Genomic DNA, 25210 nt, shown 5'->3' on the forward strand with positions numbered 1-25210 from the left:
GATAAGCGCGAGAAACCACGCTACGAATTATTTTTCGCCTTATCCAACATTGCACGTAAGCCAGCTACCCGGCTTTGACCGGTCTTCATTCGCTCTTCCGCGCTAACCACTTTACGCTCCGTTTCCCACAGTAAATCATCCTGTGGCAGTTCCAGCAAAAAGCGGCTGGGCTCCGGGCGCACCATTTCTCCATATTGACGACGTTCGCGACATAGGGTGAAAGTTAGCTCTTTTTGCGCACGAGTGATGCCCACGTAGGCTAGCCGACGCTCTTCTTCAACGTTGTTTTCATCAATACTGCTTTGATGGGGTAACAGACCCTCTTCCATACCGACCAGATAGACATAGGGGAACTCAAGACCTTTGGAAGCGTGCAACGTCATCAATTGAACCTGATCAAGATCTTCATCGCTTTCACCGCGCTCCATCATGTCACGCAAGGTAAAACGCGTCACCACTTGCGTTAACGTCATGGGTTCATCCAGTTCGCTGCCTTCCAGCATTTCCGTCATCCACTGGAATAGCGTGTTGACGTTTTTCATCCGCATCTCAGCGGCTTTCGGACTCGGCGACGTTTCAAACAACCAGCTTTCATAATCAATGCCACGAATGAGATCGCGCACCGCCATAACCGGCTCGCGTTCCGCCTGTTGCGCCACTGCCTGCAACCACGCGGTAAAACGTTGCAAATTCTCTAACCCGCGCCCGGTCAACGTTTGCCCCAACCCAACATCAAAGCTTGCCGTAAACAGGCTCTTATTGCGCTGATTGGCCCATTCGCCCAGTTTTTGCAACGTCGCGGGTCCAATTTCCCGGCGGGGCGTATTAATGATACGTAAAAAGGCGCTATCGTCATCAGGGTTGGTTAAGACTCGCAGATACGCCAACAGATCTTTGATCTCCGGACGCGAGAAGAAAGAGGTGCCGCCAGAGATCCGGTAGGGAATACGGTTCTGCATCAGCATTTTTTCAAATACGCGGGATTGATGGTTACCGCGATACAGAATGGCATAATCTTTATACTGGGTTTTATTGATAAAATGGTGCGCAATAAGCTCGCCAGTGACCCGTTCGGCCTCATGATCTTCATGATTGGCGGTGACCACTTTTAATTCCGCACCATAACCCAGTTCAGAGAACAGCCGCTTTTCAAACACATGCGGATTGTTGGCGATCAATATATTCGCTGCTTTCAGGATACGTTCTGATGAGCGATAGTTCTGCTCCAGCTTTATCACCTGAAGCGCCGGAAAATCCTCTTTCAATAACACCAAATTTTGCGGGCGCGCCCCGCGCCAGGAATAAATCGACTGATCATCATCACCAACCACGGTGAAACGCGCACGCGCGCCCACCAGCAGTTTCACCAGTTCATACTGGCTGGTGTTGGTATCTTGATACTCATCCACCAGCAAATAACGAATGCGTTGCTGCCAGCGCTCGCGCACTTCTGGGTTGCGTTGCAGCAACAACGTCGGCAATAAAATCAAATCATCGAAATCGAGCACGTTGCAGGACTTTAAATGCGTGTCATACAACCCGTAACAGTGGGCAAAAATCGTATCGCGCTCAGAGCCTGCCAGCGCGGCGGCAGCGGACGGATCGACCAGATCGTTTTTCCAATTAGAAATGGTCGAAACTAACTGTTGTAATAGGTTTTTGTCATTTTCCAGCCACTGCTCGGTTAGATCTTTGAGCAGCGCCATTTGATCCTGATCGTCAAACAGCGAGAAGTTAGATTTCATCCCTAACGCTGCATATTCACGCTTAATAATTTCCAGACCGAGCGTATGAAAAGTGGAAATCATCAACCCACGCGCCTCTTTACGCCCCAACGTTTGCGCGACGCGCTCCTTCATCTCACGCGAGGCTTTGTTGGTAAAGGTTACCGCCGCAATATGACGCGCCTGATAGCCACATTCGCGGATTAAGTGGGCAATTTTGTTGGTGATGACCCGAGTCTTACCAGAGCCCGCGCCCGCCAGTACCAGACAAGGGCCGGTAACAAATTCGACGGCGTGTTGTTGACTCGGGTTTAAGCGCATAACGGACTCGGTGAAAAGAGGGAGGGTTGAATAACAGCGTGGTAGTATAGCCAGCAGTATACACACGACTCAAGGTACCATCATGGCAAAAACCGCAGCAGCAATGCATATCCTTGTTAAGGAAGAGAAACAAGCGCGCGATATTCTTGAACAATTGCAAAAGGGCGCCGATTTCGAAAAACTGGCGAAAAAACACTCCACCTGCCCTTCTGGCCGTAAAGGCGGTCATTTAGGTGAATTTAAGCAGGGCGCGATGGTGCCAGCGTTTGACAAAGTTGTGTTCTCTTGTCCGTTGCTGGAGCCCTATGGCCCACTGCATACCCAATTCGGTTACCACATTATCAAAGTGTTATACCGTAATTAAAAAAGGCGCCGTTAGGCGCCTTTTTCGACTCGCGTTATCGGGCGATAACTGTCGCCCGATTTTAGATTAACCAGCAACCGCAATGCGTTTCATATCGGTCATATAACCGCGCAGTTTACGGCCCACTTCTTCGATCGGATGCTGACGAATAGCTTCGTTAACATCGCGCAGTTGTGCGTTATCCACGGTGGTTGCCGCTACAGGTTTACCTAAATCTCCCGCTTGTAAGGTACCCATAAACTCTTTCAGCAACGGTACCGCCGCATAAGAGAACAGATAGTTGCCGTATTCAGCGGTATCAGAAATAACCACGTTCATCTCATACAGGCGCTTACGGGCGATGGTATTGGCGATCAGCGGCAGCTCATGCAGGGATTCATAGTAAGCGGACTCTTCGATAATGCCCGCATCCACCATGGTTTCGAACGCCAGTTCAACGCCAGCTTTTACCATCGCGATCATCAACACGCCTTGATCGAAATACTCCTGCTCAGCGATTTTCCCTTCGAACTGTGCTGCGGTTTCGAAGGCGGTTTTGCCCGTTTCTTCACGCCAGGTCAGCAATTTCTTATCATCATTCGCCCAGTCAGCCATCATACCGGAAGAGAACTCACCGGAAATGATGTCATCCATATGTTTCTGGAACAGCGGCGCCATGATCCCTTTCAGTTGTTCAGAAAGCGCAAAGGCGCGCAGTTTCGCCGGGTTGGACAGACGATCCATCATCAGCGTGATGCCGCCCTGCTTCAGCGCTTCGGTCACGGTTTCCCAACCGTACTGAATCAGTTTTTCCGCATAAGCCGGATCGGTACCATCAGCCACCAGCTTGTCGTAACACAGCAGTGAACCGGCCTGCAGCATACCGCACAGGATGGTTTGCTCACCCATCAGGTCAGACTTCACTTCAGCGACGAAAGAGGATTCCAGCACGCCAGCACGATGACCACCGGTAGCCGCCGCCCAGGCTTTCGCAATCGCCATCCCTTCACCTTTCGGATCGTTTTCCGGGTGAACAGCGATCAGCGTCGGAACACCAAAACCACGTTTGTACTCTTCACGCACTTCGGTGCCGGGACATTTTGGCGCAACCATTACCACGGTAATATCTTTACGGATGGTTTCGCCGACTTCTACGATGTTAAAACCGTGCGAATAACCCAGCGCTGCGCCATCTTTCATCAGCGGCTGAACGGCATTCACTACCGAAGAGTGCTGTTTGTCCGGCGTCAGGTTAACGACCAGATCGGCCTGCGGAATCAGCTCTTCATAGGTGCCGACTTTGAAACCGTTTTCTGTCGCTTTACGCCATGAAGCACGTTTCTCTGCAATGGCTTCCGCACGCAGGGCATAAGCAATATCCAGCCCGGAATCACGCATATTGAGGCCTTGGTTAAGCCCTTGCGCGCCACAGCCAACAATGACGACTTTTTTACCTTTCAGGTAGCTTGCTTCGTCAGCAAATTCCGCGCGTGACATGAAGCGACATTTACCTAATTGCGCTAACTGCTGGCGCAGGTTTAAGGTGTTGAAATAGTTAGCCATGGATGCTCCGCTATAAAGTTGTGTTTGCCATTGTTCTGTCGGTAAATGCGTGACTCGCCTTACCCTGAATTTTCCCCATCATATGACAGGAAATGCGTTGCTTAAATTGATATATTAACAACGTGACATTGCAATTACTGCAACGTAAAAATGAGGCCCGCATCGCATGGATTTACGTGACTTGAAATTGTTTCTTCATTTGGCGGAAAGCCGGCACTTTGGGCGTACCGCACGTGCCATGCATGTCAGCCCTTCCACGCTGTCACGCCAGATTCAGCGGCTGGAAGAAGACCTCGGTCAAAGCCTATTTCTGCGTGATAACCGTACCGTCACGCTAACCGAAGCGGGTGAGAGCCTGCGCCTGTTTGCTCAACAAACGTTGTTGCAGTACCAACAATTACGTCATGCTATTGGGCAAAATGGCCCTTCACTCAGCGGCGAACTCCGTCTGTTCTGTTCGGTAACCGCCGCCTATAGCCACCTGCCGCCGATTTTGGACCGTTTTCGCGCTGAGCATCCTCTGGTTGAAATCAAGCTGACAACCGGCGATGCGGCCGATGCTGTCGAAAAAGTGCAATCCGCAGAGGCTGATTTAGCCATTTCCGGGCGACCAGAAGCGCTGCCCGCCAGCATTGATTTCGCTTCGCTCGGGCACATTTCATTAATCCTGATCGCCCCCGCGCTCCCCTGCCCGGTGCGCTCTCAGGCAACGGAAGCACAGCCCGACTGGGCACAGACCCCTTTTATCCTCCCAGAGCAAGGGCCGGTAAGACGACGCATTGACGCTTGGTTTCGTCGGCATCGCATCGTTAACCCATTGATTTACGCCACGGTAGGCGGACATGAAGCGATGGTTTCGATGGTCGCGCTAGGCTGTGGGGTAGCGTTACTGCCTGATATCGTGCTGGAGAATAGCCCGGAACCGGTGCGCAATCGCGTGTTAGTGCTGGATAATGCGGAACCCGGCGCGCCCTTTGAACTCGGAGTTTGCGTGCAGAAAAAGCGGCTCAATGAGCCGCTGATTGATGCTTTCTGGCAATTACTGTAATGACTGACCGGCGAGGAAAAAACGAAACGCCGGGTTACAGGTTTCATCGTGGAAATCATAACCCAAATCGGTTAGGTGCTCTTCAAACCGCGGCTCATTATCACCGAGCTCAAATGCAGCCAACACACGGCCATAATCAGTACCATGGCTGCGGTAATGGAACAGCGAAATGTTCCAATGCGTCCCGAGCGTTTGTAAGAACTTCAGCAACGCGCCTGGCGCTTCCGGGAATTCAAAGCTGAATAATCGCTCTCGCAATGGCTTTGAGGGCCGCCCACCCACCATGTAACGCACATGGAGTTTAGCCATCTCATCATCGGAAAGGTCAACAACCTTGTAGCCGTCGCCGGTTAACTGCGCGATGATCTCAGCACGCTCCTCAAGACCGCGCGTTAAACGAACGCCGACAAAAATGCAGGCATTGTCGGCATCAGCATAGCGATAGTTAAACTCCGTGACCGCCCGCCCGCCAAGGATCTGACAAAACTTCAAAAAACTGCCTTGTTGTTCCGGAATGGTGACCGCCAGCAGCGCTTCACGTTGTTCTCCCAGCTCACAGCGCTCGGACACGTAGCGCAGACCATGGAAGTTAACATTGGCGCCGGATAAGATATGCGCCAGCCGCTCACCTTTGATGTCATGCTGCTGAATGTATTTTTTCATCCCCGCCAGCGCCAGCGCGCCAGAGGGTTCGGCAACCGCTCGCACATCTTCGAACAGATCTTTCATCGCCGCGCAAATCGCGTCGCTATCGACGGTTACGATGTCATCAAGGTATTCCTGACATAAACGAAACGTCTCATTGCCGATACGTTTCACCGCTACACCTTCGGCGAACAACCCCACACGCGGCAAATCCACCGGCTGCCCGGCATCCAGCGCCGCCTTCAGGCATGCTGAATCTTCCGCTTCAACCGCAATGACTTTAATTTGTGGCATTAACTGTTTAATTAACACCGCCACACCGGCGGCCAGGCCGCCGCCGCCGACCGGAACAAACACTCGATCAATATGTGCATCCTGCTGTAAAAGCTCCATCGCTAGCGTCCCTTGTCCGGCGATCACCGCCGGGTGGTCGAACGGCGGAACAAAGGTATATCCCTGCTGTTCCGCCAGTTCGATGGCCTTCGCTTTGGCTTCGTCAAAGTTGGCGCCAAACAGATAAGCCTCACCGCCAAACGCCCGCACAGCATCAACCTTGATATCCGCAGTCGTCACCGGCATCACAATTAGAGACTTAATCCCCAGTTTGCTGGCCGATAGCGCCACGCCCTGAGCGTGATTTCCCGCCGATGCAGTAACGACGCCGCGCGCTTTTTGCTCTTCGTTCAACCCGGCGATCATCGCGTAAGCGCCACGCAGTTTGAAACTGTGCACGGGCTGACGATCCTCACGCTTTACCAAAATGGTATTGCCGAGCCGCGATGAAATTTTTTCCATTTTCTGGAGTGGCGTCACTTGCGCCACTTCATATACTGGGGAACGCAGCACCGCGCGCAGATATTCTGCGCCGCACGGTGCATCGGGTAGCGGTTGAGACTCAGCCATAGTTAGCCTCCCAGCTTACTCTTATCACGTACCGCGCCTTTATCCGCGCTGGTCGCCAGTGAAGCGTAAGCACGCAACGCGAAGGAAACCTGACGCTGACGAGCGTGCGGCGTATAAGCAGCTTCGCCACGCGCCTCTTCGGCTTCACGGCGCGCATGCAGTTCGTTATCCGGCACGTCAAGTTTGATGCCGCGGTTCGGAATATCGATATCGATCATATCGCCATCTTTCACCAATGCGATGGTGCCGCCGCTTCCTGCTTCCGGCGAAGCATGCCCGATAGATAACCCCGAGGTACCGCCGGAGAAACGACCATCGGTAATCAATGCACAGCTTTTACCAAGGCCCATTGATTTCAGATAAGTAGTCGGATAGAGCATTTCTTGCATGCCCGGCCCACCTTTCGGCCCTTCATAACGAATCACCACCACGTCACCAGCCACCACTTTACCGCCGAGAATCGCTTCAACCGCATCTTCCTGGCTTTCGTAAACTTTGGCCGGACCACGGAAAGTCAGACTCTCTTTATCCACGCCTGCGGTTTTAACAATACAGCCGTCTTCCGCCAGGTTGCCGTACAGCACCGCCAGGCCACCGTCTTGGCTGAAGGCGAATTCGCGCGAGCGGATACAACCGTCTTGCCGATCATCATCCAGCGTGTCCCAACGACAATCTTGTGAAAACGCCTGGGTGGTACGGATACCTGCCGGACCAGCGCGGAACATCTTTTTCACCGCCTCATCTTTGGTCAGCATAATGTCGTACTGATCCAGAGTTTCACGCAGGCTTTGACCGAGAATGTTACGAACATTGCTATGCATTAGACCCGCACGATCCAACTCGCCGAGAATACCGATGACGCCACCAGCACGATGCACATCTTCCATATGATATTTTTGCGTGCTTGGCGCCACCTTACAGAGATGCGGCACTTCACGAGACAGGCGATCGATATCGGAAATATTGAAGTCCACTTCGCCTTCTTGCGCAGCAGCCAACAGGTGCAGAACCGTATTCGTCGATCCCCCCATGGCGATATCCAGCGTCATCGCATTCTCAAACGCGGCTTTGTTGGCAATATTGCGCGGCAGGGCGCTTTCATCATCCTGTTCGTAGTAACGCTTGGTCAGGCCAACAATGCGCTTACCCGCGTTGATGAACAGATCCTTACGATCGGCGTGGGTCGCTAACAGTGAGCCGTTACCCGGCTGCGATAAACCGAGCGCCTCGGTCAGGCAGTTCATTGAGTTGGCAGTAAACATCCCGGAACAGGAGCCGCAAGTTGGGCAGGCAGAGCGCTCAATTTGTTCGCTGTCCGCATCGCTGACATTGGGGTTCGCCCCCTGAATCATGGCGTCAACTAAATCCAACTTGATAATTTTATCGGAAAGTTTGGTCTTACCGGCTTCCATCGGGCCGCCGGACACAAAAATAACCGGAATGTTTAGGCGCAGCGCCGCCATCAGCATACCCGGGGTGATTTTGTCACAGTTGGAAATGCAAACCATCGCATCGGCACAGTGGGCATTTACCATGTACTCGACCGAATCGGCGATCAGTTCACGCGACGGCAGGGAATACAGCATACCGCCATGGCCCATCGCGATACCGTCATCCACGGCAATGGTGTTGAACTCTTTCGCAACGCCGCCAGAGGCTTCAATTTGCTCAGCGACCAGTTTTCCCAAGTCACGCAGGTGAACGTGCCCCGGAACGAATTGGGTAAAGGAGTTAACGACGGCGATAATCGGTTTGCCAAAATCATCGTCGGTCATTCCTGTCGCGCGCCACAGCGCACGGGCTCCGGCCATATTACGGCCATGCGTGGTGGTGGCAGAACGGTACTTAGGCATGCTCGGTTACTCCAGTTTGAATAAGTGTGCGGGCTTCATTCGACGCCCGCTTAGAATGTTTTTATGGATTTACCGGATCCAGCCAGCCCCATTTATCTTCGGTCTCGCCGGTGAATAAGCCGAAGAAAGCTTGCTGAATACGTTTGGTGACCGGGCCACATTTGCCCGCGCCAACCTGAATACCGTCGACGCTGCGAACCGGGGTGATTTCCGCCGCGGTACCCGACATAAATACCTCATCCGCCAGGTAGAGTGACTCGCGTGATAGCACTTGCTCACGCACTTCAATCCCCAGATCTTGCGCCAGTTTGATAATCGCGTCGCGGGTGATGCCCGGCAATGCTGAAGAAGTAAATGGCGGCGTGAACAGAATGCCATCTTTCACTTCGAACAGGTTCTCACCGGCTCCCTCGGAGATGTAGCCCTGCGTATCCAGCGCGATACCTTCTTGATAACCATGACGGCGTGCTTCGCTACCCACTAACAAGGAGGAGAGATAGTTACCGCCCGCTTTTGCCGCAGTCGGTAGCGTGTTTGGCGCCACACGGTTCCAGGAAGAAACCATCGCGTCGATACCTTGCTCCAGCGCTTCGGCGCCAAGATAGGCTCCCCATGGGAAGGCGGCGATAATCACATCAGTGTTGTAGCCATCCGGCGGATTAACGCCGAGCCCAACATCACCAACAAAGACCAGCGGGCGGATATACGCGCTTTTTAGATTGTTTTTACGCAGCGTCGAACGACAGGCTTCCATCAATTCATCCACGCTGTAGCTCACCGGGAAGCGATAAATTTTTGCAGAGTCACGCAGGCGTTGCATATGTTCACGATGGCGGAAGACTACCGGACCTTTGTGCGAGTCGTAGCAACGGACGCCTTCGAAAACCGAAGTACCGTAGTGCAGCGCGTGGGACATGACGCTAACTTTTGCCTCTTCCCACTTAACCATCTCGCCATTGAACCAAATGTAGTCTGCTTTCTTCGTCGTCATTCTTATTTCCTTTCGCGACTATGCGCGGATTTGTTGTGATGTCTGTGCTTGGATCTGGACGCATGCAACGTCCATTAATTTGCTTAACTGCGTTGACAGTAAATCGACTGAGCGTTGGCTGGCAACGGTCATTTCAATATTTATATTGTCGGCATTGGCTACCGATGCCATGTTCATTGAACAAACCTGGAACCCACGGTGGCGTACCACACGTAAAATGCGTTCTAATATTTCAGGTCGGAAGCGCGCTTCAATAGACAATTGGTGCTGATTCATGAGGTTTTCTCCATCATATGAGCGTTACTGGCACCGGGCGGTACCAGCGGCCAGACGTTTTCATGTTCATCAATAGCAACATGCAGCATGTAAGGCCCTTCGCTGTTCAGCAGAGCGTCTAATGCGGCGTCGACCTGATCTTTACGGGTGATGCGCTGGCCGGGGATCTCGAATGCGCTGGCCAGCGTAATAAAATCGGGATTATCAGAAAGATTTGTTTCACTGTAGCGTTCTGAGAAAAACAGTTGCTGCCACTGTCGAACCATCCCCAGGCGCTGGTTATCCAGTAATACGATTTTTACCGGTAAGCGTTTGCGTTTAATGGTTCCCAACTCCTGAACATTCATCATAAAAGAGCCATCGCCTGAGACACAGATAACCGTATCCTCAGGACGTGCGACTTGCGCGCCAATTGCTGCCGGTAAACCAAACCCCATGGTGCCTAAGCCGCTGGATGTGAGGAAATTTTCCGGCGCGCTAAAACGCATATGTTGAGCGGCCCACATTTGGTGTTGGCCTACATCAGTGGTAACCACCGCGTTATCCGCTTTTCGTTCAGAGAGCTGCTTCAGAAATAATGGCGCATAAATGGCCTCGCCTGGGTGATCGTAACGCCAGCCGTGCTGCGCTTTTAAGGCCATGACCTCTTCGCGCCAGGCATTAATTTGCGTTGGCTGGTACATTTCTGGCAGCAGACGGTTCAGATCGCCTTGCAAGGCAATGTGCGCCCGGCGCAGCTTGTGCAGTTCTGCCGGGTCGATATCCAGATGGATAACACTGGCGTGAGGAGCAAAGGTATCCAGCTTACCGGTGACGCGATCATCAAAACGCGCGCCGACCGCAATCAATAAATCACATTGCTGAACGGCAAAATTCGCCGCCTTAGTGCCATGCATCCCCAACATGCCTAAATAGCATGGGTCAGTTGCATCTGGGGCGCCTAATCCTTTCAAGGTTGCGACGGTTGGAATACCGGTTTCTTTGGCAAACGCACGTAACGCAGGAACGGCCTGCGCCATACCGACGCCGCCACCGACATACAAAATCGGTTTTTGGGCTTGCGCCACCATCAATCGCGCCTGCTCTAACCCACTATGGGGATGTTCCGGGACTTCCTCAACCGGCAGCAGGTGAGGAGTCAACTCCCCATTGGCTAACTGAATATCCTTAGGAATATCTACCAAGACCGGCCCGGGACGCCCGGATGTTGCAATCGCGAAGGCTTCAGCCATCACCGATGGCAGCGCCTCAAGTGATTCGACCAAAAAACTGTGTTTGGTGCAGGCCAGCGACAGCCCCAGAACATCAATTTCCTGAAAAGCATCGGTGCCAATAAAGGGAGATGCGACCTGACCGGTAATAGCAACGACCGGCACCGAATCCATCATTGCATCAGCAAGACCGGTGATCAGATTAGTGGCACCCGGGCCAGAGGTAGCGATACAGACGCCAACTTTCCCGGTAGAACGCGCGTAACCGATAGCGGCCATCGCTGCGCCTTGCTCGTGACGGCACAGTAGGTGTTCGACGCCACCATCATATAGCGCGTCGTAAACCGGCATAATTGCGCCACCAGGATAACCGAACACGGTATCAATACCTTGCGCACGTAACGCTTGAACCACCCACTGAGCACCTGTCATTGCTATTCTCCTGCCTCTCGCCGGGAACAACAGTATTTTATGCTACTGTTCATAGTTTGTTCCTCTGTCATTCGCTATTGTTATGTCTGGTCGAAAAAAAACCCCCGGACCTTTCGGTGCGGGGGTTTTTTTGAATTCAGACTTGATTTTTAAGCCTTTCTTTCTCCAAGCGTAGCCCCGCACGGTGTGATAATAATCACCACCACGCTAATCACGACTAGGCTAATCACAGATAGAAGGGCTTTCATTGGCTTTTCAATTTTTCGTTTGTTCGAAGTAATGCCTACAGAGTTATCACAGTTAGGGCTTATAACACAACTTTTTTGATCACTTATTTTTATCAAGGATGCCATCAGGCTGAAAAAAATGATGATTATTCAGTGAATAAGTAAAACCTGAATAATATTCATAACGCACCCGTCGTAATGAATATCTCTCCTTAACGTCTTCATTCGAGGAAGAGCACAAAAATAATAAGATGAAACTTTGCGAAGGAAAAAAGCTTCGAGATACCACGCGATTCGGCAAAGGAGAACTGGTGACACCGTATTGATGTTGGATACTGTAATGAACAAGGAGTGGTTATGACGTTATCTCTCGTCTTTACACGTGCGGCGTTGGGCGTTCAATCGCCCGCCGTCACCGTAGAAGTTCATATTAGCCAGGGTTTGCCTACGTTCTCACTGGTCGGGCTCCCGGAGACTACAGTCAAAGAAGCTCGTGAGCGTGTGCGTAGCGCGATCATTAACAGCGGTTTTTCTTTTCCGGCTAAACGTATCACGGTCAATCTCGCCCCCGCAGACTTGCCTAAAGAAGGCGGACGCTACGATCTTCCCATCGCTATTGCGATTTTGACGGCGTCAGAACAAATTCCCGACGATAAACTGGGGCGTTATGAGTTGATAGGTGAGTTAGCATTGACCGGTGCGTTACGTGGCGTAGAGGGCGCTATCCCGGCCGCCATGGCCGCTTTACAAGCCGGGCGGCAACTTATCCTCGCACAGGATAATGCGGGTGATGTAGGGCTGATTCGTGACGGAGAAAGTCTGGTCGCCAGACATTTGCTGGACGTCTGCGCCTTTTTACAGGATAAAACTACGCTTTCAGCGGCGGTTGCAGAGCAGGAAGTCGCTTCGCAATCCTGCGAGGAATTGAGTGATATTATTGGCCAGGAGCAAGGGAAACGCGCGCTGGAGGTGACGGCGGCAGGAGGGCATAATCTTTTGCTCATCGGGCCACCGGGTACCGGTAAAACAATGCTCGCCCTGCGTCTGCGCGGGTTGATGCCGCCGTTAACCGATCGGGAAGCGTTAGAGTGTGCGGCTATTGCCAGCCTCTCGCATACAACTCCCTCTCGACAGTCTCCCTGGCGACAACGTCCTTTTAGGGCTCCACATCATAGCGCAACTTCCTTTGCGTTGATCGGCGGAGGGAGTCTGCCTCGCCCCGGCGAGATCTCCCTCGCACATAATGGTGTCCTTTTTCTCGATGAGTTGCCCGAGTTTGAACGACGAACGTTGGATGCGCTGCGTGAGCCGATTGAATCTGGCGAAATATCAATTTCGCGAACCCGAGCGAAGGTGACTTGGCCGGCGCAATTTCAACTCATTGCCGCCATGAATCCAAGCCCAACCGGGCACTATCAGGGTCATCATAATCGCAGTTCACCACAGCAAACACTGCGCTACCTTAGCCGACTGTCAGGCCCCTTTCTCGATCGTTTCGATATTTCTCTGGAAATTCCTCTGCTGCCGCCCGGCACGCTGAGTAATCAATCGCAACGGGGGGAATCGAGCCGTGTCGTACAACAACGGGTGGTGGTGGCACGAGAGAAGCAACTGGCACGCAGTGGAAAAATCAATGCCCGCTTAAGTAACAGCGAGATCCAGCGGTGGTGTAACATTTCACCTGAAGATGCGCAGTGGCTGGAGGCGGTATTGAATTCTCTGGAACTTTCAGTTCGCGCCTGGCAGCGCATACTTAAAGTCGCAAGAACGATTGCGGATTTAGCGGGAGAAGATGAGATTAACCGGTTGCATTTGCAGGAAGCGCTTAGCTATCGCGGGATTGATCGCATGCTAGTGTACTTGCATAAGAATCTGGCATAAAAATGGGGCCGTAGCCCCACTCAATTAATCGTCGCTATCTGAATAGTCTTCAACGCCTTCCATCTGCGGCTTGCCGCCTGACAGCGTGTGGAAGCGTTTGGGGCGCTTAATCCGCGTCATATATTTGGACCAGACGCGTTCCGCTTCGGTTTGCGGTTCACGCAGACCACGGCATACTTCAATAAATTGACGCTCTTCTTCCGTCACAGGTTCCCGTTTTGCCAAATCCAGCTCATTGAAAGCATACCCATGACGCTCTAATAGCTGTGCTTCCTTAATGGTGAAATCACCGTGACGAGAAAACCCGCGTGGGTAGTGTTTGTTATCAAAAAAACGATTATTTGTTGCGAAGCTATCCGCCATTTTACACGCTCCTAACTCTTCTATGGCCGTGCTATTTATGGCGCGGAGTATTAGATAGGCTTGACAGCGTGTAAAACAAAACATTTAAATCATTACGACAAACATTTTTTTGGGAGATGGCTGTGGATACGGAATTACTGAAAACCTTTCTTGAAGTGAGCCGGACCCGTCACTTTGGGCGCGCGGCGGAGGCGCTTTATCTGACACAGTCAGCCGTGAGTTTTCGCATTAGGCAGTTAGAAAATCAATTAGGTGTCAATCTCTTTACCCGACACCGGAATAACATCCGCCTAACGTCTGCAGGGGAGCGCCTGCTTCCCTATGCCGAGAGTTTAATGAGTACCTGGCTAATGGCCAAAAAGGAGGTCGCGCATACTCAGCAGCATCACGAACTCTCCATTGGGGCCAGCGCATCATTATGGGAAGCCTATTTAACCCCTTGGTTACAAACGCTTTATCAAAATCGGGAAAGTTTACATCTGGAGGCCCGTATTGCTCAGCGGCATTTGTTGGTAAAGCAGCTTCATGAGCGCCAGCTTGATTTACTCATCACTACTGAAGCACCCAAAATGGATGAACTTACCAGCCAGCAGATAGGGCATATTTCGCTAACGCTGTTTCGTTCGCGTGAGAGTGAGAAACGAGAAAAGTATGATTACATTAAACTGGAATGGGGAGCCGACTTTCATCAGCATGAGAGCTATCTGGCGGGCGCGGATGATGTACCGGTACTGACTACCACTTCAGCGCATTTAACGCGCCAGTTGCTGCATACTACCGGCGCTTGTGCCTTTTTACCGGATACGTGGAGCCGCATCTACTCGGATCTGGTGGTAATTCCGGATACGCCAGTGGCCGTGCGTCCGCTGTATGCCGTGTGGCTGCAGAATAGCGATCAACAGAGCCATATTCGTCAGTTGCTGAAATTTCCGGTGATGACGCAGTAGGCTTGACGGAGTACCACCGATTGTTTGGCGTGGTACTCCTTTGCAGCATTTTGTTTGGTGATGAAGCCGCAGAATTGAGGAATTTTGGGCAAAAAAAATCCTTTGCCTAAGCAAAGGATTGTTTTCTGGCAGGGGCGGAGGGACTCGAACCCCCAACACCCGGTTTTGGAGACCGGTGCTCTACCAATTGAACTACGCCCCTAAATAGGGTGGCGGAACGGACGGGGCTCGAACCCGCGACCCCCTGCGTGACAGGCAGGTATTCTAACCAACTGAACTACCGCTCCACCGATTCTGTACTGGTACCAGCGTCTTCATCGCGCTGATATCAGGTATTTCTCCCGCTCCGCGTCACCGGAGGGTCTTATCTGATGCCTGGCAGTTTATGAATAACGTTCGTTATTCATCCTACGGGCCGTCGCAAGCGACGTTCAGAAGGCTGCGCCTTCTGTCCTACTCTCTTACCGAGTAGTGAACTGCCCCGTAAAAGGTGCAAGGTCCTGGTATTTGATGCCTGGCAGTTCCCTACTCTCGCATGGGGAGACCCCACACTACCATCGGCGCTACGGCGTTTCACTTCTGAGTTCGGCATGGGGTCAGGTGGGACCACCGCGCTAGTGCCGCCAGGCAAATTCTTGCTGCACGGAACGAATATAACGCTCTGCTGCCGCGTTATCCCCCGTTCCCGCAAATTCGTTTATCCGGTAAACTCGCTGAAAATCAAAACCGCGTCTCTCAAGAACGCCTCTGGCGTTGTAAGGTTAAGCCTCACGGGTCATTAGTACCGGTTAGCTCAACGCATCGCTGCGCTTACACATCCGGCCTATCAACGTCGTCGTCTTCAACGTCCCTTCAGGACCCTCAGGGGGTCAGGGAGAACTCATCTCGGGGCAAGTTTCGCGCTTAGATGCTTTCAGCGCTTATCTCTTCCGCATTTAGCTACCGGGCAGTGCCATTGGCATGACAACCCGAACACCAGTGATGCGTCCACTCCGGTCCTCTCGTACTAGGAGCAGCCCCCCTCAGTTCTCCAGCGCCCACGGCAGATAGGGACCGAACTGTCTCACGACGTTCTAAACCCAGCTCGCGTACCACTTTAAATGGCGAACAGCCATACCCTTGGGACCTACTTCAGCCCCAGGATGTGATGAGCCGACATCGAGGTGCCAAACACCGCCGTCGATATGAACTCTTGGGCGGTATCAGCCTGTTATCCCCGGAGTACCTTTTATCCGTTGAGCGATGGCCCTTCCATTCAGAACCACCGGATCACTAAGACCTGCTTTCGCACCTGCTCGCGCCGTCACGCTCGCAGTCAAGCCAGCTTATGCCTTTGCACTAACCTCACGATGTCCGACCGTGATTAGCTGACCTTCGTGCTCCTCCGTTACGCTTTGGGAGGAGACCGCCCCAGTCAAACTACCCACCAGACACTGTCCGCAGCCCGGATTACGGGCCAACGTTAGAACACCAGCCATTAAAGGGTGGTATTTCAAGGGCGGCTCCACGGGAACTGGCGTCCCCGCTTCAAAGCCTCCCACCTATCCTGCACATCAAGGACCAGTGTTCAGTGTCAAGCTGTAGTAAAGGTTCACGGGGTCTTTCCGTCTTGCCGCGGGTACACTGCATCTTCACAGCGAGTTCAATTTCACTGAGTCTCGGGTGGAGACAGCCTGGCCATCATTACGCCATTCGTGCAGGTCGGAACTTACCCGACAAGGAATTTCGCTACCTTAGGACCGTTATAGTTACGGCCGCCGTTTACCGGGGCTTCGATCAAGAGCTTCGCGTTGCCGCTAACCCCATCAATTAACCTTCCGGCACCGGGCAGGCGTCACACCGTATACGTCCACTTTCGTGTTTGCACAGTGCTGTGTTTTTAATAAACAGTTGCAGCCAGCTGGTATCTTCGACTGCCTTCAGCTCCGTGAGCAAGTCACTTCACCTAACGACAGCGTGCCTTCTCCCGAAGTTACGGCACCATTTTGCCTAGTTCCTTCACCCGAGTTCTCTCAAGCGCCTGGGTATTCTCTACCTGACCACCTGTGTCGGTTTGGGGTACGATTTCGTGTTGCCTGATGCTTAGAGGCTTTTCCTGGAAGCTGGGCATTTGTTACTTCAGCGCCGTAGCGCCTCGTCGTCACACCTCAGCGTTAACGGCCTTCCGGATTTACCTGGAACGCCCGCCTACATGCTTAAACCGGGACAACCGTCGCCCGGCTAACATAGCCTTCTCCGTCCCCCCTTCGCAGCAACACCAAGTACGGGAATATTAACCCGTTTCCCATCGACTACGCCTTTCGGCCTCGCCTTAGGGGTCGACTCACCCTGCCCCGATTAACGTTGGACAGGAACCCTTGGTCTTCCGGCGAGCGGGCTTTTCACCCGCTTTATCGTTACTTATGTCAGCATTCGCACTTCTGATACCTCCAGCAGCCCTCACAGGCCACCTTCGACGGCTTACAGAACGCTCCCCTACCCAACAACACTTACGTGTCGCTGCCGCAGCTTCGGTGCATGGTTTAGCCCCGTTACATCTTCCGCGCAGGCCGACTCGACCAGTGAGCTATTACGCTTTCTTTAAATGATGGCTGCTTCTAAGCCAACATCCTGGCTGTCTGGGCCTTCCCACATCGTTTCCCACTTAACCATGACTTTGGGACCTTAGCTGGCGGTCTGGGTTGTTTCCCTCTTCACGACGGACGTTAGCACCCGCCGTGTGTCTCCCGTGATAACATTCTCCGGTATTCGCAGTTTGCATCGGGTTGGTAAGCCGGGATGGCCCCCTAGCCGAAACAGTGCTCTACCCCCGGAGATGAATTCACGAGGCGCTACCTAAATAGCTTTCGGGGAGAACCAGCTATCTCCCGGTTTGATTGGCCTTTCACCCCCAGCCACAAGTCATCCGCTAATTTTTCAACATTAGTCGGTTCGGTCCTCCAGTTAGTGTTACCCAACCTTCAACCTGCCCATGGCTAGATCACCGGGTTTCGGGTCTATACCCTGCAACTTAGCGCCCGGTTAAGACTCGGTTTCCCTACGGCTCCCCTATGCGGTTAACCTTGCTACAGAATATAAGTCGCTGACCCATTATACAAAAGGTACGCAGTCACCCCATAAATGAGGCTCCCACTGCTTGTACGTACACGGTTTCAGGTTCTTTTCACTCCCCTCGCCGGGGTTCTTTTCGCCTTTCCCTCACGGTACTGGTTCACTATCGGTCAGTCAGGAGTATTTAGCCTTGGAGGATGGTCCCCCCATATTCAGACAGGATACCACGTGTCCCGCCCTACTCATCGAGCTCACAGCCAGTGCGCTTTTGTGTACGGGGCTGTCACCCTGTATCGCCGGCCTTTCCGGACCGTTCCACTAACGCACAAGCTGATTCAGGCTCTGGGCTGCTCCCCGTTCGCTCGCCGCTACTGGGGGAATCTCGGTTGATTTCTTTTCCTCGGGGTACTTAGATGTTTCAGTTCCCCCGGTTCGCCTCATGCCACTATGTATTCATGACATGATGATGCACCGAAGTGCACCGGGTTTCCCCATTCGGACATCGCCGGCTATAGCGGTTCATATCACCTTACCGGCGCTTTTCGCAGATTAGCACGTCCTTCATCGCCTCTGACTGCCAGGGCATCCACCGTGTACGCTTAGTCGCTTAACCTCACAACCCACAGGCGTCCTGTGCGTTATGAGCATTTGAGAGACTCGAACGCGCCGCTTTCTTTTCTTATTACGGAGAAAAGAAACAGCACGTCGTTTCAATTTTCAGCTTGTTCCGGATTGTTAAAGAGCAAATATCTCAAACGTGACTCTTGCAAGTCAGCTTTGAGATATAACGGCACGCAACTTTCACTCACATACCAGCAAGTGGCGTCCCCTAGGGGATTCGAACCCCTGTTACCGCCGTGAAAGGGCGGTGTCCTGGGCCTCTAGACGAAGGGGACGTGAAATTTGCTTTACGAATCACCGATTCGTTAATTTCACGTAAGGGCGAGGTTTTTCTTCAGAAAACCGAGCGACATTGTCTTTTGTCGCAGCACCCCCAACGTGTAAACGCCTTGCTCATGACTTCTTATCAGACAATCTGTGTGAGCACTTCGCGGGAAAGTATCTTCAGGTAAGGAGGTGATCCAACCGCAGGTTCCCCTACGGTTACCTTGTTACGACTTCACCCCAGTCATGAATCACAAAGTGGTAAGCGCCCTCCCGAAGGTTAAGCTACCTACTTCTTTTGCAACCCACTCCCATGGTGTGACGGGCGGTGTGTACAAGGCCCGGGAACGTATTCACCGTGGCATTCTGATCCACGATTACTAGCGATTCCGACTTCACGGAGTCGAGTTGCAGACTCCGATCCGGACTACGACGCACTTTATGAGGTCCGCTTGCTCTCGCGAGGTCGCTTCTCTTTGTATGCGCCATTGTAGCACGTGTGTAGCCCTGGTCGTAAGGGCCATGATGACTTGACGTCATCCCCACCTTCCTCCGGTTTATCACCGGCAGTCTCCTTTGAGTTCCCGACCGAATCGCTGGCAACAAAGGATAAGGGTTGCGCTCGTTGCGGGACTTAACCCAACATTTCACAACACGAGCTGACGACAGCCATGCAGCACCTGTCTCACGGTTCCCGAAGGCACAAACACATCTCTGCGTTCTTCCGTGGATGTCAAGACCAGGTAAGGTTCTTCGCGTTGCATCGAATTAAACCACATGCTCCACCGCTTGTGCGGGCCCCCGTCAATTCATTTGAGTTTTAACCTTGCGGCCGTACTCCCCAGGCGGTCGACTTAACGCGTTAGCTCCGGAAGCCACGAGTCAAGCTCACAGCCTCCAAGTCGACATCGTTTACGGCGTGGACTACCAGGGTATCTAATCCTGTTTGCTCCCCACGCTTTCGCACCTGAGCGTCAGTCTTCGTCCAGGGGGCCGCCTTCGCCACCGGTATTCCTCCAGATCTCTACGCATTTCACCGCTACACCTGGAATTCTACCCCCCTCTACGAGACTCAAGCCTGCCAGTTTCAAATGCAGTTCCCGGGTTGAGCCCGGGGATTTCACATCTGACTTAACAGACCGCCTGCGTGCGCTTTACGCCCAGTAATTCCGATTAACGCTTGCACCCTCCGTATTACCGCGGCTGCTGGCACGGAGTTAGCCGGTGCTTCTTCTGCGGGTAACGTCAATGACAAAGGTTATTAACCTTCACCCCTTCCTCCCCGCTGAAAGTACTTTACAACCCGAAGGCCTTCTTCATACACGCGGCATGGCTGCATCAGGCTTGCGCCCATTGTGCAATATTCCCCACTGCTGCCTCCCGTAGGAGTCTGGACCGTGTCTCAGTTCCAGTGTGGCTGGTCATCCTCTCAGACCAGCTAGGGATCGTCGCCTAGGTGAGCCGTTACCCCACCTACCAGCTAATCCCATCTGGGTTCATCCGATGGTGTGAGGCCCGAAGGTCCCCCACTTTGGTCTTGCGACGTTATGCGGTATTAGCCACCGTTTCCAGTGGTTATCCCCCTCCATCGGGCAGATCCCCAGACATTACTCACCCGTCCGCCACTCGTCGGCAAAGAAGCAAGCTTCTTCCCGCTACCGTTCGACTTGCATGTGTTAGGCCTGCCGCCAGCGTTCAATCTGAGCCATGATCAAACTCTTCAATTTAAAAGTGTCTGATGCTCAAAGAATTAAAACTGTTTATAAAATCAGTAGTCACTCTTCAAGACTTGATATTTTGTTGCATCCGAAGATGCTTGCGATATCAATCCTGCGAGTGCCCACACAGATTGTCTGATAAATTGTTAAAGAGCAGTGCGAACAGCGGCTTAACCGCCTGTCGCGAGGTGGCGTATATTACGCTTTCCTCCCGCAGAGTCAACCCCGTTTTTCAGAAGTTTTCCCGCGCCTGACCCGGTTCGTTTAACCGGTCGCTGCGACCGTTGTGCCGTGTCAGTGGTGGCGCATTATAGGGAGTTTCCCGCCGCCCGCAACCGCTAATTTAAAAAAAACGTTCAACCGCTCTTTTTTTCGCCAAAGGGCGATAAAACCGCCTTTTCTTGTGTTTTATTCACACAAATTATGGGGAAAAAATAGAAAAACCCTTCAATAACCTAAACCATCAAATGCTATCCTAATCCAGATCTTATCAACGTAACGCGCTTAGTCGCACCTCTTATAAGAAGAAGGATAACCAATGATCAAATCCGCGCGCAGTATGGCCGGGCTTCCCTGGTTAGCGGCGATGGCGTTTTTTATGCAGGCTCTCGACGCCACCATCCTAAATACCGCCCTCCCGGCCATTGCGCACAGTCTTGATCGCTCACCGCTGGCTATGCAATCCGCCGTTATCAGCTACACGCTCACCGTCGCGATGCTTATTCCCATCAGCGGCTGGCTGGCGGATCGCTACGGCACACGAAAAGTGTTTATCGCCGCAGTATCGCTCTTTACCTTTGGCTCTCTGGCCTGCGCGCTGTCCGGTTCTCTGGGCATATTGGTGGTTTCACGTGTGGTCCAGGGCATTGGCGGCGCCATGATGATGCCGGTTGCCAGGCTGGCATTGTTGCGCGCCTACCCCCGCAGCGAACTGCTGCCGGTGCTCAACTTTGTCACCATGCCAGGTTTAGTCGGCCCCGTTCTTGGCCCGTTGTTAGGCGGAGTGCTGGTAACCTGGGCGACCTGGCACTGGATTTTCCTAATTAATATCCCGATTGGTATCGTCGGCATCATCTATGCCCGAAAATATATGCCGGACTTTACTACGCCGCGTCGTCGTTTCGATTTACTGGGTTTTCTGCTGTTCGGATTGGGATTAGTCTTTTTATCGTGCGGCATTGAGCTATTGGGTGAACGTTTGGTAGCAGGCTCGATAGCCACAGCCGTATTGCTCGCAGGCGTTGTGCTGCTATTGCTGTATATCGCCCACGCCCGCCGTCATCCATTTCCCCTCATTAACTTGCCGATGTTTAAAACCCGAACCTTTACCGTCGGGATTGCGGGAAATATCGCTTCGCGGTTGGGCACCGGCTGTGTTCCGTTTCTAATGCCATTAATGCTACAGGTTGGTTTTGGCTACTCGGCAATTATCGCTGGTTGCATGATGGCGCCAACCGCGATCGGTTCTTTATTAGCGAAATCCACCGTTACGCAAGTGCTACGCTGGTTTGGTTATCGAAAAACGTTGGTCGGTATCACCACTATTATTGGGCTGTTTATCATCAGCTTTGCGCTGCAATCGCCCGGAATGGAAGTGATAGTATTAATCCTGCCGCTGTTTATCCTCGGGATGACGATGTCGACACAGTTCACCGCGATGAACACCATTACGCTGGCAGATCTGAGCGATGAAAATGCCAGCGGCGGGAATAGCATGCTGGCGGTATCCCAACAGTTGGCGATCAGTTTCGGCGTTGCGGTCAGCGCCGCAGTACTGCGCTTCTATGAATCTTTTGACGGCACCACGGTGCAGCATTTCCACGCGACATTCATCACTATGGGAGTAGTGACCATATTATCTGCACTGGTCTTTTTGCTGTTAAAACCAGGCGATGGTCGTCATTTGATCACCAACCGCGATAAGCGTAAGAAAAAAGCTTAGCGTATGCCGACTGAATGGCGTTCAACCAATTCCGGCGTGAGAACCAGCGTTTGCTGAGCCACGCCGGGATCGTTAAGGCGATGAATTAGAGTATCGATCGCCAATTCGCCCAACTCATCCTTCGGTTGGTGAATGGTGGTCAGCGGCGGCGTCATATAGCGCGCCAGTTCGATATCGTCATACCCCATTACCGCCATATCCTGTGGAATGGAAAGACCCGCCTGATATAGCGCATGATAAACGCCCACCGCCATTGCATCATTACTGGTGAACACCGCCTGCGGGGCGTTATGCATCGCCAGCAACTGATTCATCGCGTGATAGCCACCCTGGAACTCAAAATCACCGTCAACGATATAACCCGGCAAAATGGGCAGCCCGGCAGCGGACATGGCTTTTTTATAACCCTCAAGTCGCAAGCGCGCCGGTGTTTTATCCTGCGGCCCGGCAATACAAGCAATACGCGTGTAGCCACGCGAAATCAGAAACGCCGTCGCTAATTCACCCCCCAGCAGCGAGTTATCCTGAATAATGTCGCTTTTTCCCTCAAACGGTGCCCAATCCATCATTACGGAAGGAATGCCGGGATAACGATTAATAATTTCAGCCGAAGGCAGATGGCTTTCGGTACACATTAACAACACCCCATCGACACGCTTTTGCATTAGCGTTTCGAGGCTGCGATTCATGCGATCCTCATCACCTTCGGTATTGCACAATATCAGGCTATACCCACGCTCATAGCAGCTATTTTCTACCCCACGCACCACTTCAGCGTAAAAGGGGTTGCTACTGGCGGTAAGCAACATGCCAATCGTCCGCGTTTGATTGATCTTCAAACTACGCGCCAGGGCCGACGGCGCATAATTCAGTTCTCTAATCGCGTTTTCAATCTTTTCACGCACCGCCTCGCTGACGAAGCGGTTGTTATTGATAACATGCGATACCGTTGACGTAGAGACGCCCGCCAGGCGGGCAACATCTTTCATGGTGGCCAATCAAATTTACTCCTGCTGCTGCAAGAAGCTGTCGATCTCTTCACGCCACGGAACCGAGGGTTGCGCGCCTGAACGCGTCACGGCAATGGCGGCGGCGGCATGCGCAAACCGCACGGCTTGCGCCATCGGCTGTTGTTCAAGTAAAGCGGTGATTAACGCGCCGTTAAACGTATCTCCGGCGGCGATGGTATCAATCGCCTTCACGCGGAAACCGGCAATGCGTTGCCCTTGACCATTCTCACTTAACCAAACGCCACGGCTCCCTAAGGTGATCAACACATTATTGATGCCTTTAGCATGGAGCGCCGCTGCCGCGCGCGCCGCATCTTGGTCTGATTTCACCGCGATACCCGTCAGAATTTCCGCTTCAGTTTCATTGGGGGTGATCATATCCACCAGCGACAATAACTCATCGGGTAACTCGGTAGCGGGTGCCGGATTAAGAATCACCTGCGTGTGATGCTGACGGGCGATTTTAGCGGCGGTCAGAACGCTATCTAGCGGCGATTCCAGTTGCATTAGCAATGCGGAAGCTTCGGCGATAATGTGTTGATGGGAGATAACACGCTCCGGCGTCAATGCGGCATTAGCGCCAGCATGAATCGCAATCGCGTTTTCCCCTTCACTATTCACAAAGATCAACGCCACGCCGGTTGAGTTGCCGGCCACCGCCTCTACCGAGGCGATTTTAATCTGGTCTGTTGCCAACTGTTGGCGAATACGCTCGCCAATATCGTCTTCGCCCACGCAAGCAATAAAGGCGATATCGGCGCCACTACGTCCGGCAGCCACCGCCTGGTTCGCGCCTTTGCCACCAAACGCGATTTGATACTGCTTCCCGATCACCGTTTCTCCGGGGCGTGGAAATTGTGCCAGATTAAGAATGTGATCGGCATTGATGCTGCCAAGAACGGCCAGTTTAGCGGTTTTAGTCATCGGGTATCGTCCGGGAAAAGTGCGCCACCAAAGGGTGGCGCGTTGCCCTGCTTTTCGTTGTTTTATTTGGTAACTAGTTTCAAATCAACAGGATTAATAGCCTGTACTTTCTCGCCTTTCAACACTTTATCTGCGGTTTGCACGCCCATCTCACCAATTTTCTCCGGTAACTGGGCTACCGTCGCGGCCAGCTTACCGCCCTGCACCGCTTTAATACCGTCATCAGTACCATCGAAACCGACAACAATGACATCGGATTTACCGGCGGTTTGCAGCGCACGCAGCGCGCCCAGCGCCATTTCATCATTCTGTGCGAAAACAGCCTGCACATCAGGATGCGCGGTCAGCAAGTTCTGCATCACGTTCAAGCCTTTGGTGCGGTCGAAATCGGCCGGTTGGCTGGCTAAAATCTGGAATTTATGCGCATCCGCCGCTTGTTTAAACCCTTCCCCACGCTCACGCGCGGCAGAAGTCCCGGCAATCCCTTCCAGTTCGATAATTTTGGCGTTATCACCCACTTTCTTCGCGATAAAATCACCGGCCATTTTACCGCCGAAACGGTTATCAGAAGCCACATGGCTCACCACTTTACCCTGTGATGCCACACGGTCGAGAGTAATGACCGGGATATTTGCCTGGTTCGCCATTTTCACCGCGTTACCAACCGCATCGGAATCCGTGGGGTTAACCAGCAGCAGTTTGGTACCGCGAACCGTTAAATCCTGCACGTTTGCCAGCTCTTTCGCCGGGTTATTCTGCGAATCCAGCACCACTAAGTTATAACCCAGCTTATCTGCCTCTTTCTGCGCGCCATCTTTCAGAGACACAAAGAAAGGGTTATTCAACGTGGAAATGACTAACGCGATGGTATCTTTCGCCATTGCGCTGGCGCTGAGGGTTGCGCCGAGGATAACAGCCAGTGCAGTCAGTTTTTTCATTTTCATGTCCGATT

Annotated in this window: 17 protein-coding genes, 3 tRNA genes and 3 rRNA genes; 5 read left to right on the forward strand and 18 right to left on the reverse strand. The window is 52.7% G+C overall.

Going from position 1 to position 25210, the window contains the following annotated elements; all coding sequences use genetic code 11:
- Nucleotides 1-20: 20 nt before the first annotated feature.
- Nucleotides 21-2045, reverse strand: a complete 2025-nt coding sequence (rep, locus tag PMPD1_RS21705; protein WP_173635991.1) for a DNA helicase Rep — start codon at nucleotides 2043-2045, stop codon at nucleotides 21-23.
- Between the two features lie 82 nt (nucleotides 2046-2127).
- Between rep and ppiC the strand changes: the two genes are divergently transcribed.
- Nucleotides 2128-2409, forward strand: coding sequence for a peptidylprolyl isomerase PpiC (ppiC, locus tag PMPD1_RS21710; RefSeq protein ID WP_173635992.1), 282 nt, complete (start codon nucleotides 2128-2130; stop codon nucleotides 2407-2409).
- 66 nt (nucleotides 2410-2475) lie between these two features.
- Here the strand turns inward: ppiC and ilvC are convergent, their stop codons facing one another.
- A complete protein-coding gene (ilvC, locus tag PMPD1_RS21715; protein ID WP_173635993.1) occupies nucleotides 2476-3951 on the reverse strand; it encodes a ketol-acid reductoisomerase in 1476 nt (491 codons plus the stop codon).
- A gap of 166 nt (nucleotides 3952-4117) precedes the next feature.
- On the opposite strand from ilvC, the gene ilvY reads away from it, so the two are divergent.
- Nucleotides 4118-4999: an HTH-type transcriptional activator IlvY gene (ilvY, locus tag PMPD1_RS21720; RefSeq protein ID WP_173635994.1), complete on the forward strand. Its 882-nt coding sequence runs from the start codon at nucleotides 4118-4120 to the stop codon at nucleotides 4997-4999.
- Here the strand turns inward: ilvY and ilvA are convergent.
- The 6 genes from ilvA to ilvL all read right to left on the reverse strand — a co-directional run bounded on the left by ilvA (nucleotide 4991) and on the right by ilvL (nucleotide 11558).
- The gene (gene ilvA / locus PMPD1_RS21725) at nucleotides 4991-6547 is read right to left on the reverse strand and encodes a threonine ammonia-lyase, biosynthetic (protein ID WP_173635995.1); all 1557 of its coding nucleotides are present in this window, start codon (nucleotides 6545-6547) and stop codon (nucleotides 4991-4993) included. The two genes, ilvY and ilvA, sit on opposite strands and share 9 nt — an antisense overlap.
- A gap of 2 nt (nucleotides 6548-6549) precedes the next feature.
- Nucleotides 6550-8400, reverse strand: coding sequence for a dihydroxy-acid dehydratase (ilvD, locus tag PMPD1_RS21730; RefSeq protein ID WP_173635996.1), 1851 nt, complete (start codon nucleotides 8398-8400; stop codon nucleotides 6550-6552).
- Between the two features lie 61 nt (nucleotides 8401-8461).
- Nucleotides 8462-9391 carry a branched-chain amino acid transaminase gene (locus tag PMPD1_RS21735; protein ID WP_173635997.1) on the reverse strand — a complete coding sequence of 310 codons (930 nt, stop codon included), beginning with the start codon at nucleotides 9389-9391 and terminating at the stop codon, nucleotides 8462-8464.
- A gap of 18 nt (nucleotides 9392-9409) precedes the next feature.
- On the reverse strand, nucleotides 9410-9667 hold the full coding sequence (ilvM, locus tag PMPD1_RS21740) for an acetolactate synthase 2 small subunit (protein ID WP_173635998.1): 258 nt from the start codon (nucleotides 9665-9667) through the stop codon (nucleotides 9410-9412).
- Nucleotides 9664-11310, reverse strand: coding sequence for an acetolactate synthase 2 catalytic subunit (gene ilvG, locus PMPD1_RS21745; protein WP_173635999.1), 1647 nt, complete (start codon nucleotides 11308-11310; stop codon nucleotides 9664-9666). The genes ilvM and ilvG overlap by 4 nt, the downstream gene beginning before the upstream one ends.
- A 149-nt stretch (nucleotides 11311-11459) precedes the next feature.
- Entirely contained in the window at nucleotides 11460-11558 is a 99-nt protein-coding gene (gene ilvL, locus PMPD1_RS21750) for an ilv operon leader peptide (protein ID WP_173636000.1), read from the reverse strand.
- 336 nt (nucleotides 11559-11894) lie between these two features.
- Here ilvL and PMPD1_RS21755 point away from each other — a divergent pair, with 336 nt between their 5' ends.
- Nucleotides 11895-13418: a YifB family Mg chelatase-like AAA ATPase gene (locus tag PMPD1_RS21755; RefSeq protein WP_173636001.1), complete on the forward strand. Its 1524-nt coding sequence runs from the start codon at nucleotides 11895-11897 to the stop codon at nucleotides 13416-13418.
- A gap of 24 nt (nucleotides 13419-13442) precedes the next feature.
- Here PMPD1_RS21755 and PMPD1_RS21760 read toward each other — a convergent pair whose 3' ends face one another.
- Nucleotides 13443-13781 (reverse strand): MaoP family protein, encoded by a 339-nt coding sequence (locus tag PMPD1_RS21760; RefSeq protein ID WP_173636002.1) that lies wholly within the window; start codon nucleotides 13779-13781, stop codon nucleotides 13443-13445.
- A gap of 122 nt (nucleotides 13782-13903) precedes the next feature.
- Here PMPD1_RS21760 and hdfR point away from each other — a divergent pair, with 122 nt between their 5' ends.
- Nucleotides 13904-14728: an HTH-type transcriptional regulator HdfR gene (gene hdfR, locus PMPD1_RS21765; RefSeq protein ID WP_173636003.1), complete on the forward strand. Its 825-nt coding sequence runs from the start codon at nucleotides 13904-13906 to the stop codon at nucleotides 14726-14728.
- A gap of 126 nt (nucleotides 14729-14854) precedes the next feature.
- Here the strand turns inward: hdfR and PMPD1_RS21770 are convergent.
- The 6 genes from PMPD1_RS21770 to PMPD1_RS21795 form a co-directional block, all read right to left on the reverse strand.
- Nucleotides 14855-14930: transfer RNA gene (locus PMPD1_RS21770), tRNA-Trp, on the reverse strand.
- An 8-nt stretch (nucleotides 14931-14938) separates the two neighbouring features.
- Nucleotides 14939-15015: transfer RNA gene (locus tag PMPD1_RS21775), tRNA-Asp, on the reverse strand.
- Between the two features lie 225 nt (nucleotides 15016-15240).
- A 5S ribosomal RNA gene (gene rrf / locus PMPD1_RS21780) occupies nucleotides 15241-15356 on the reverse strand.
- A gap of 129 nt (nucleotides 15357-15485) precedes the next feature.
- Nucleotides 15486-18392 (reverse strand): 23S ribosomal RNA (locus PMPD1_RS21785).
- A 207-nt stretch (nucleotides 18393-18599) separates the two neighbouring features.
- Nucleotides 18600-18675, reverse strand: a tRNA-Glu gene (locus tag PMPD1_RS21790).
- Nucleotides 18676-18849: 174 nt separating this feature from the next.
- Nucleotides 18850-20391: ribosomal RNA gene (locus tag PMPD1_RS21795) — 16S ribosomal RNA — on the reverse strand.
- Together the 16S, 23S and 5S rRNA genes with 3 tRNA genes alongside form the textbook arrangement of a ribosomal RNA operon.
- Nucleotides 20392-20920: 529 nt before the next feature.
- Between PMPD1_RS21795 and mdtD the strand changes: the two genes are divergently transcribed.
- Nucleotides 20921-22324, forward strand: a complete 1404-nt coding sequence (gene mdtD / locus PMPD1_RS21800) for a multidrug transporter subunit MdtD (RefSeq protein WP_173636004.1) — start codon at nucleotides 20921-20923, stop codon at nucleotides 22322-22324.
- Here mdtD and rbsR read toward each other — a convergent pair.
- The 3 genes from rbsR to rbsB form a co-directional block, all read right to left on the reverse strand.
- Nucleotides 22321-23322, reverse strand: a complete 1002-nt coding sequence (gene rbsR, locus PMPD1_RS21805) for a ribose operon transcriptional repressor RbsR (RefSeq protein ID WP_435529702.1) — start codon at nucleotides 23320-23322, stop codon at nucleotides 22321-22323. The genes mdtD and rbsR overlap by 4 nt on opposite strands.
- A gap of 6 nt (nucleotides 23323-23328) precedes the next feature.
- On the reverse strand, nucleotides 23329-24258 hold the full coding sequence (gene rbsK, locus PMPD1_RS21810; protein WP_173636005.1) for a ribokinase: 930 nt from the start codon (nucleotides 24256-24258) through the stop codon (nucleotides 23329-23331).
- A 62-nt stretch (nucleotides 24259-24320) separates the two neighbouring features.
- Nucleotides 24321-25202: a ribose ABC transporter substrate-binding protein RbsB gene (gene rbsB, locus PMPD1_RS21815; protein WP_435529703.1), complete on the reverse strand. Its 882-nt coding sequence runs from the start codon at nucleotides 25200-25202 to the stop codon at nucleotides 24321-24323.
- Nucleotides 25203-25210: the final 8 nt, after the last annotated feature.

Source organism: Paramixta manurensis, assembly GCF_013285385.1.
Classification (GTDB): domain Bacteria; phylum Pseudomonadota; class Gammaproteobacteria; order Enterobacterales; family Enterobacteriaceae; genus Paramixta; species Paramixta manurensis.

Excerpts from the sequence above, each read along its gene's own strand:
- PMPD1_RS21755 (WP_173636001.1), top strand. The coding sequence starts at position 11,895 with ATGACGTTATCTCTCGTCTTTACACGTGCGGCGTTGGGCGTTCAATCG.
- ilvD (WP_173635996.1), bottom strand. The coding sequence starts at position 8,400 with ATGCCTAAGTACCGTTCTGCCACCACCACGCATGGCCGTAATATGGCC.
- PMPD1_RS21760 (WP_173636002.1), bottom strand. The coding sequence starts at position 13,781 with ATGGCGGATAGCTTCGCAACAAATAATCGTTTTTTTGATAACAAACAC.
- ilvC (WP_173635993.1), bottom strand. The coding sequence starts at position 3,951 with ATGGCTAACTATTTCAACACCTTAAACCTGCGCCAGCAGTTAGCGCAA.
- ilvG (WP_173635999.1), bottom strand. The coding sequence starts at position 11,310 with ATGACAGGTGCTCAGTGGGTGGTTCAAGCGTTACGTGCGCAAGGTATT.
- ppiC (WP_173635992.1), top strand. The coding sequence starts at position 2,128 with ATGGCAAAAACCGCAGCAGCAATGCATATCCTTGTTAAGGAAGAGAAA.
- rbsB (WP_435529703.1), bottom strand. The coding sequence starts at position 25,202 with ATGAAAATGAAAAAACTGACTGCACTGGCTGTTATCCTCGGCGCAACC.
- ilvY (WP_173635994.1), top strand. The coding sequence starts at position 4,118 with ATGGATTTACGTGACTTGAAATTGTTTCTTCATTTGGCGGAAAGCCGG.
- rbsK (WP_173636005.1), bottom strand. The coding sequence starts at position 24,258 with ATGACTAAAACCGCTAAACTGGCCGTTCTTGGCAGCATCAATGCCGAT.
- ilvM (WP_173635998.1), bottom strand. The coding sequence starts at position 9,667 with ATGAATCAGCACCAATTGTCTATTGAAGCGCGCTTCCGACCTGAAATA.
- ilvL (WP_173636000.1), bottom strand. The coding sequence starts at position 11,558 with ATGAAAGCCCTTCTATCTGTGATTAGCCTAGTCGTGATTAGCGTGGTG.
- rep (WP_173635991.1), bottom strand. The coding sequence starts at position 2,045 with ATGCGCTTAAACCCGAGTCAACAACACGCCGTCGAATTTGTTACCGGC.
- mdtD (WP_173636004.1), top strand. The coding sequence starts at position 20,921 with ATGATCAAATCCGCGCGCAGTATGGCCGGGCTTCCCTGGTTAGCGGCG.
- ilvA (WP_173635995.1), bottom strand. The coding sequence starts at position 6,547 with ATGGCTGAGTCTCAACCGCTACCCGATGCACCGTGCGGCGCAGAATAT.
- PMPD1_RS21735 (WP_173635997.1), bottom strand. The coding sequence starts at position 9,391 with ATGACGACGAAGAAAGCAGACTACATTTGGTTCAATGGCGAGATGGTT.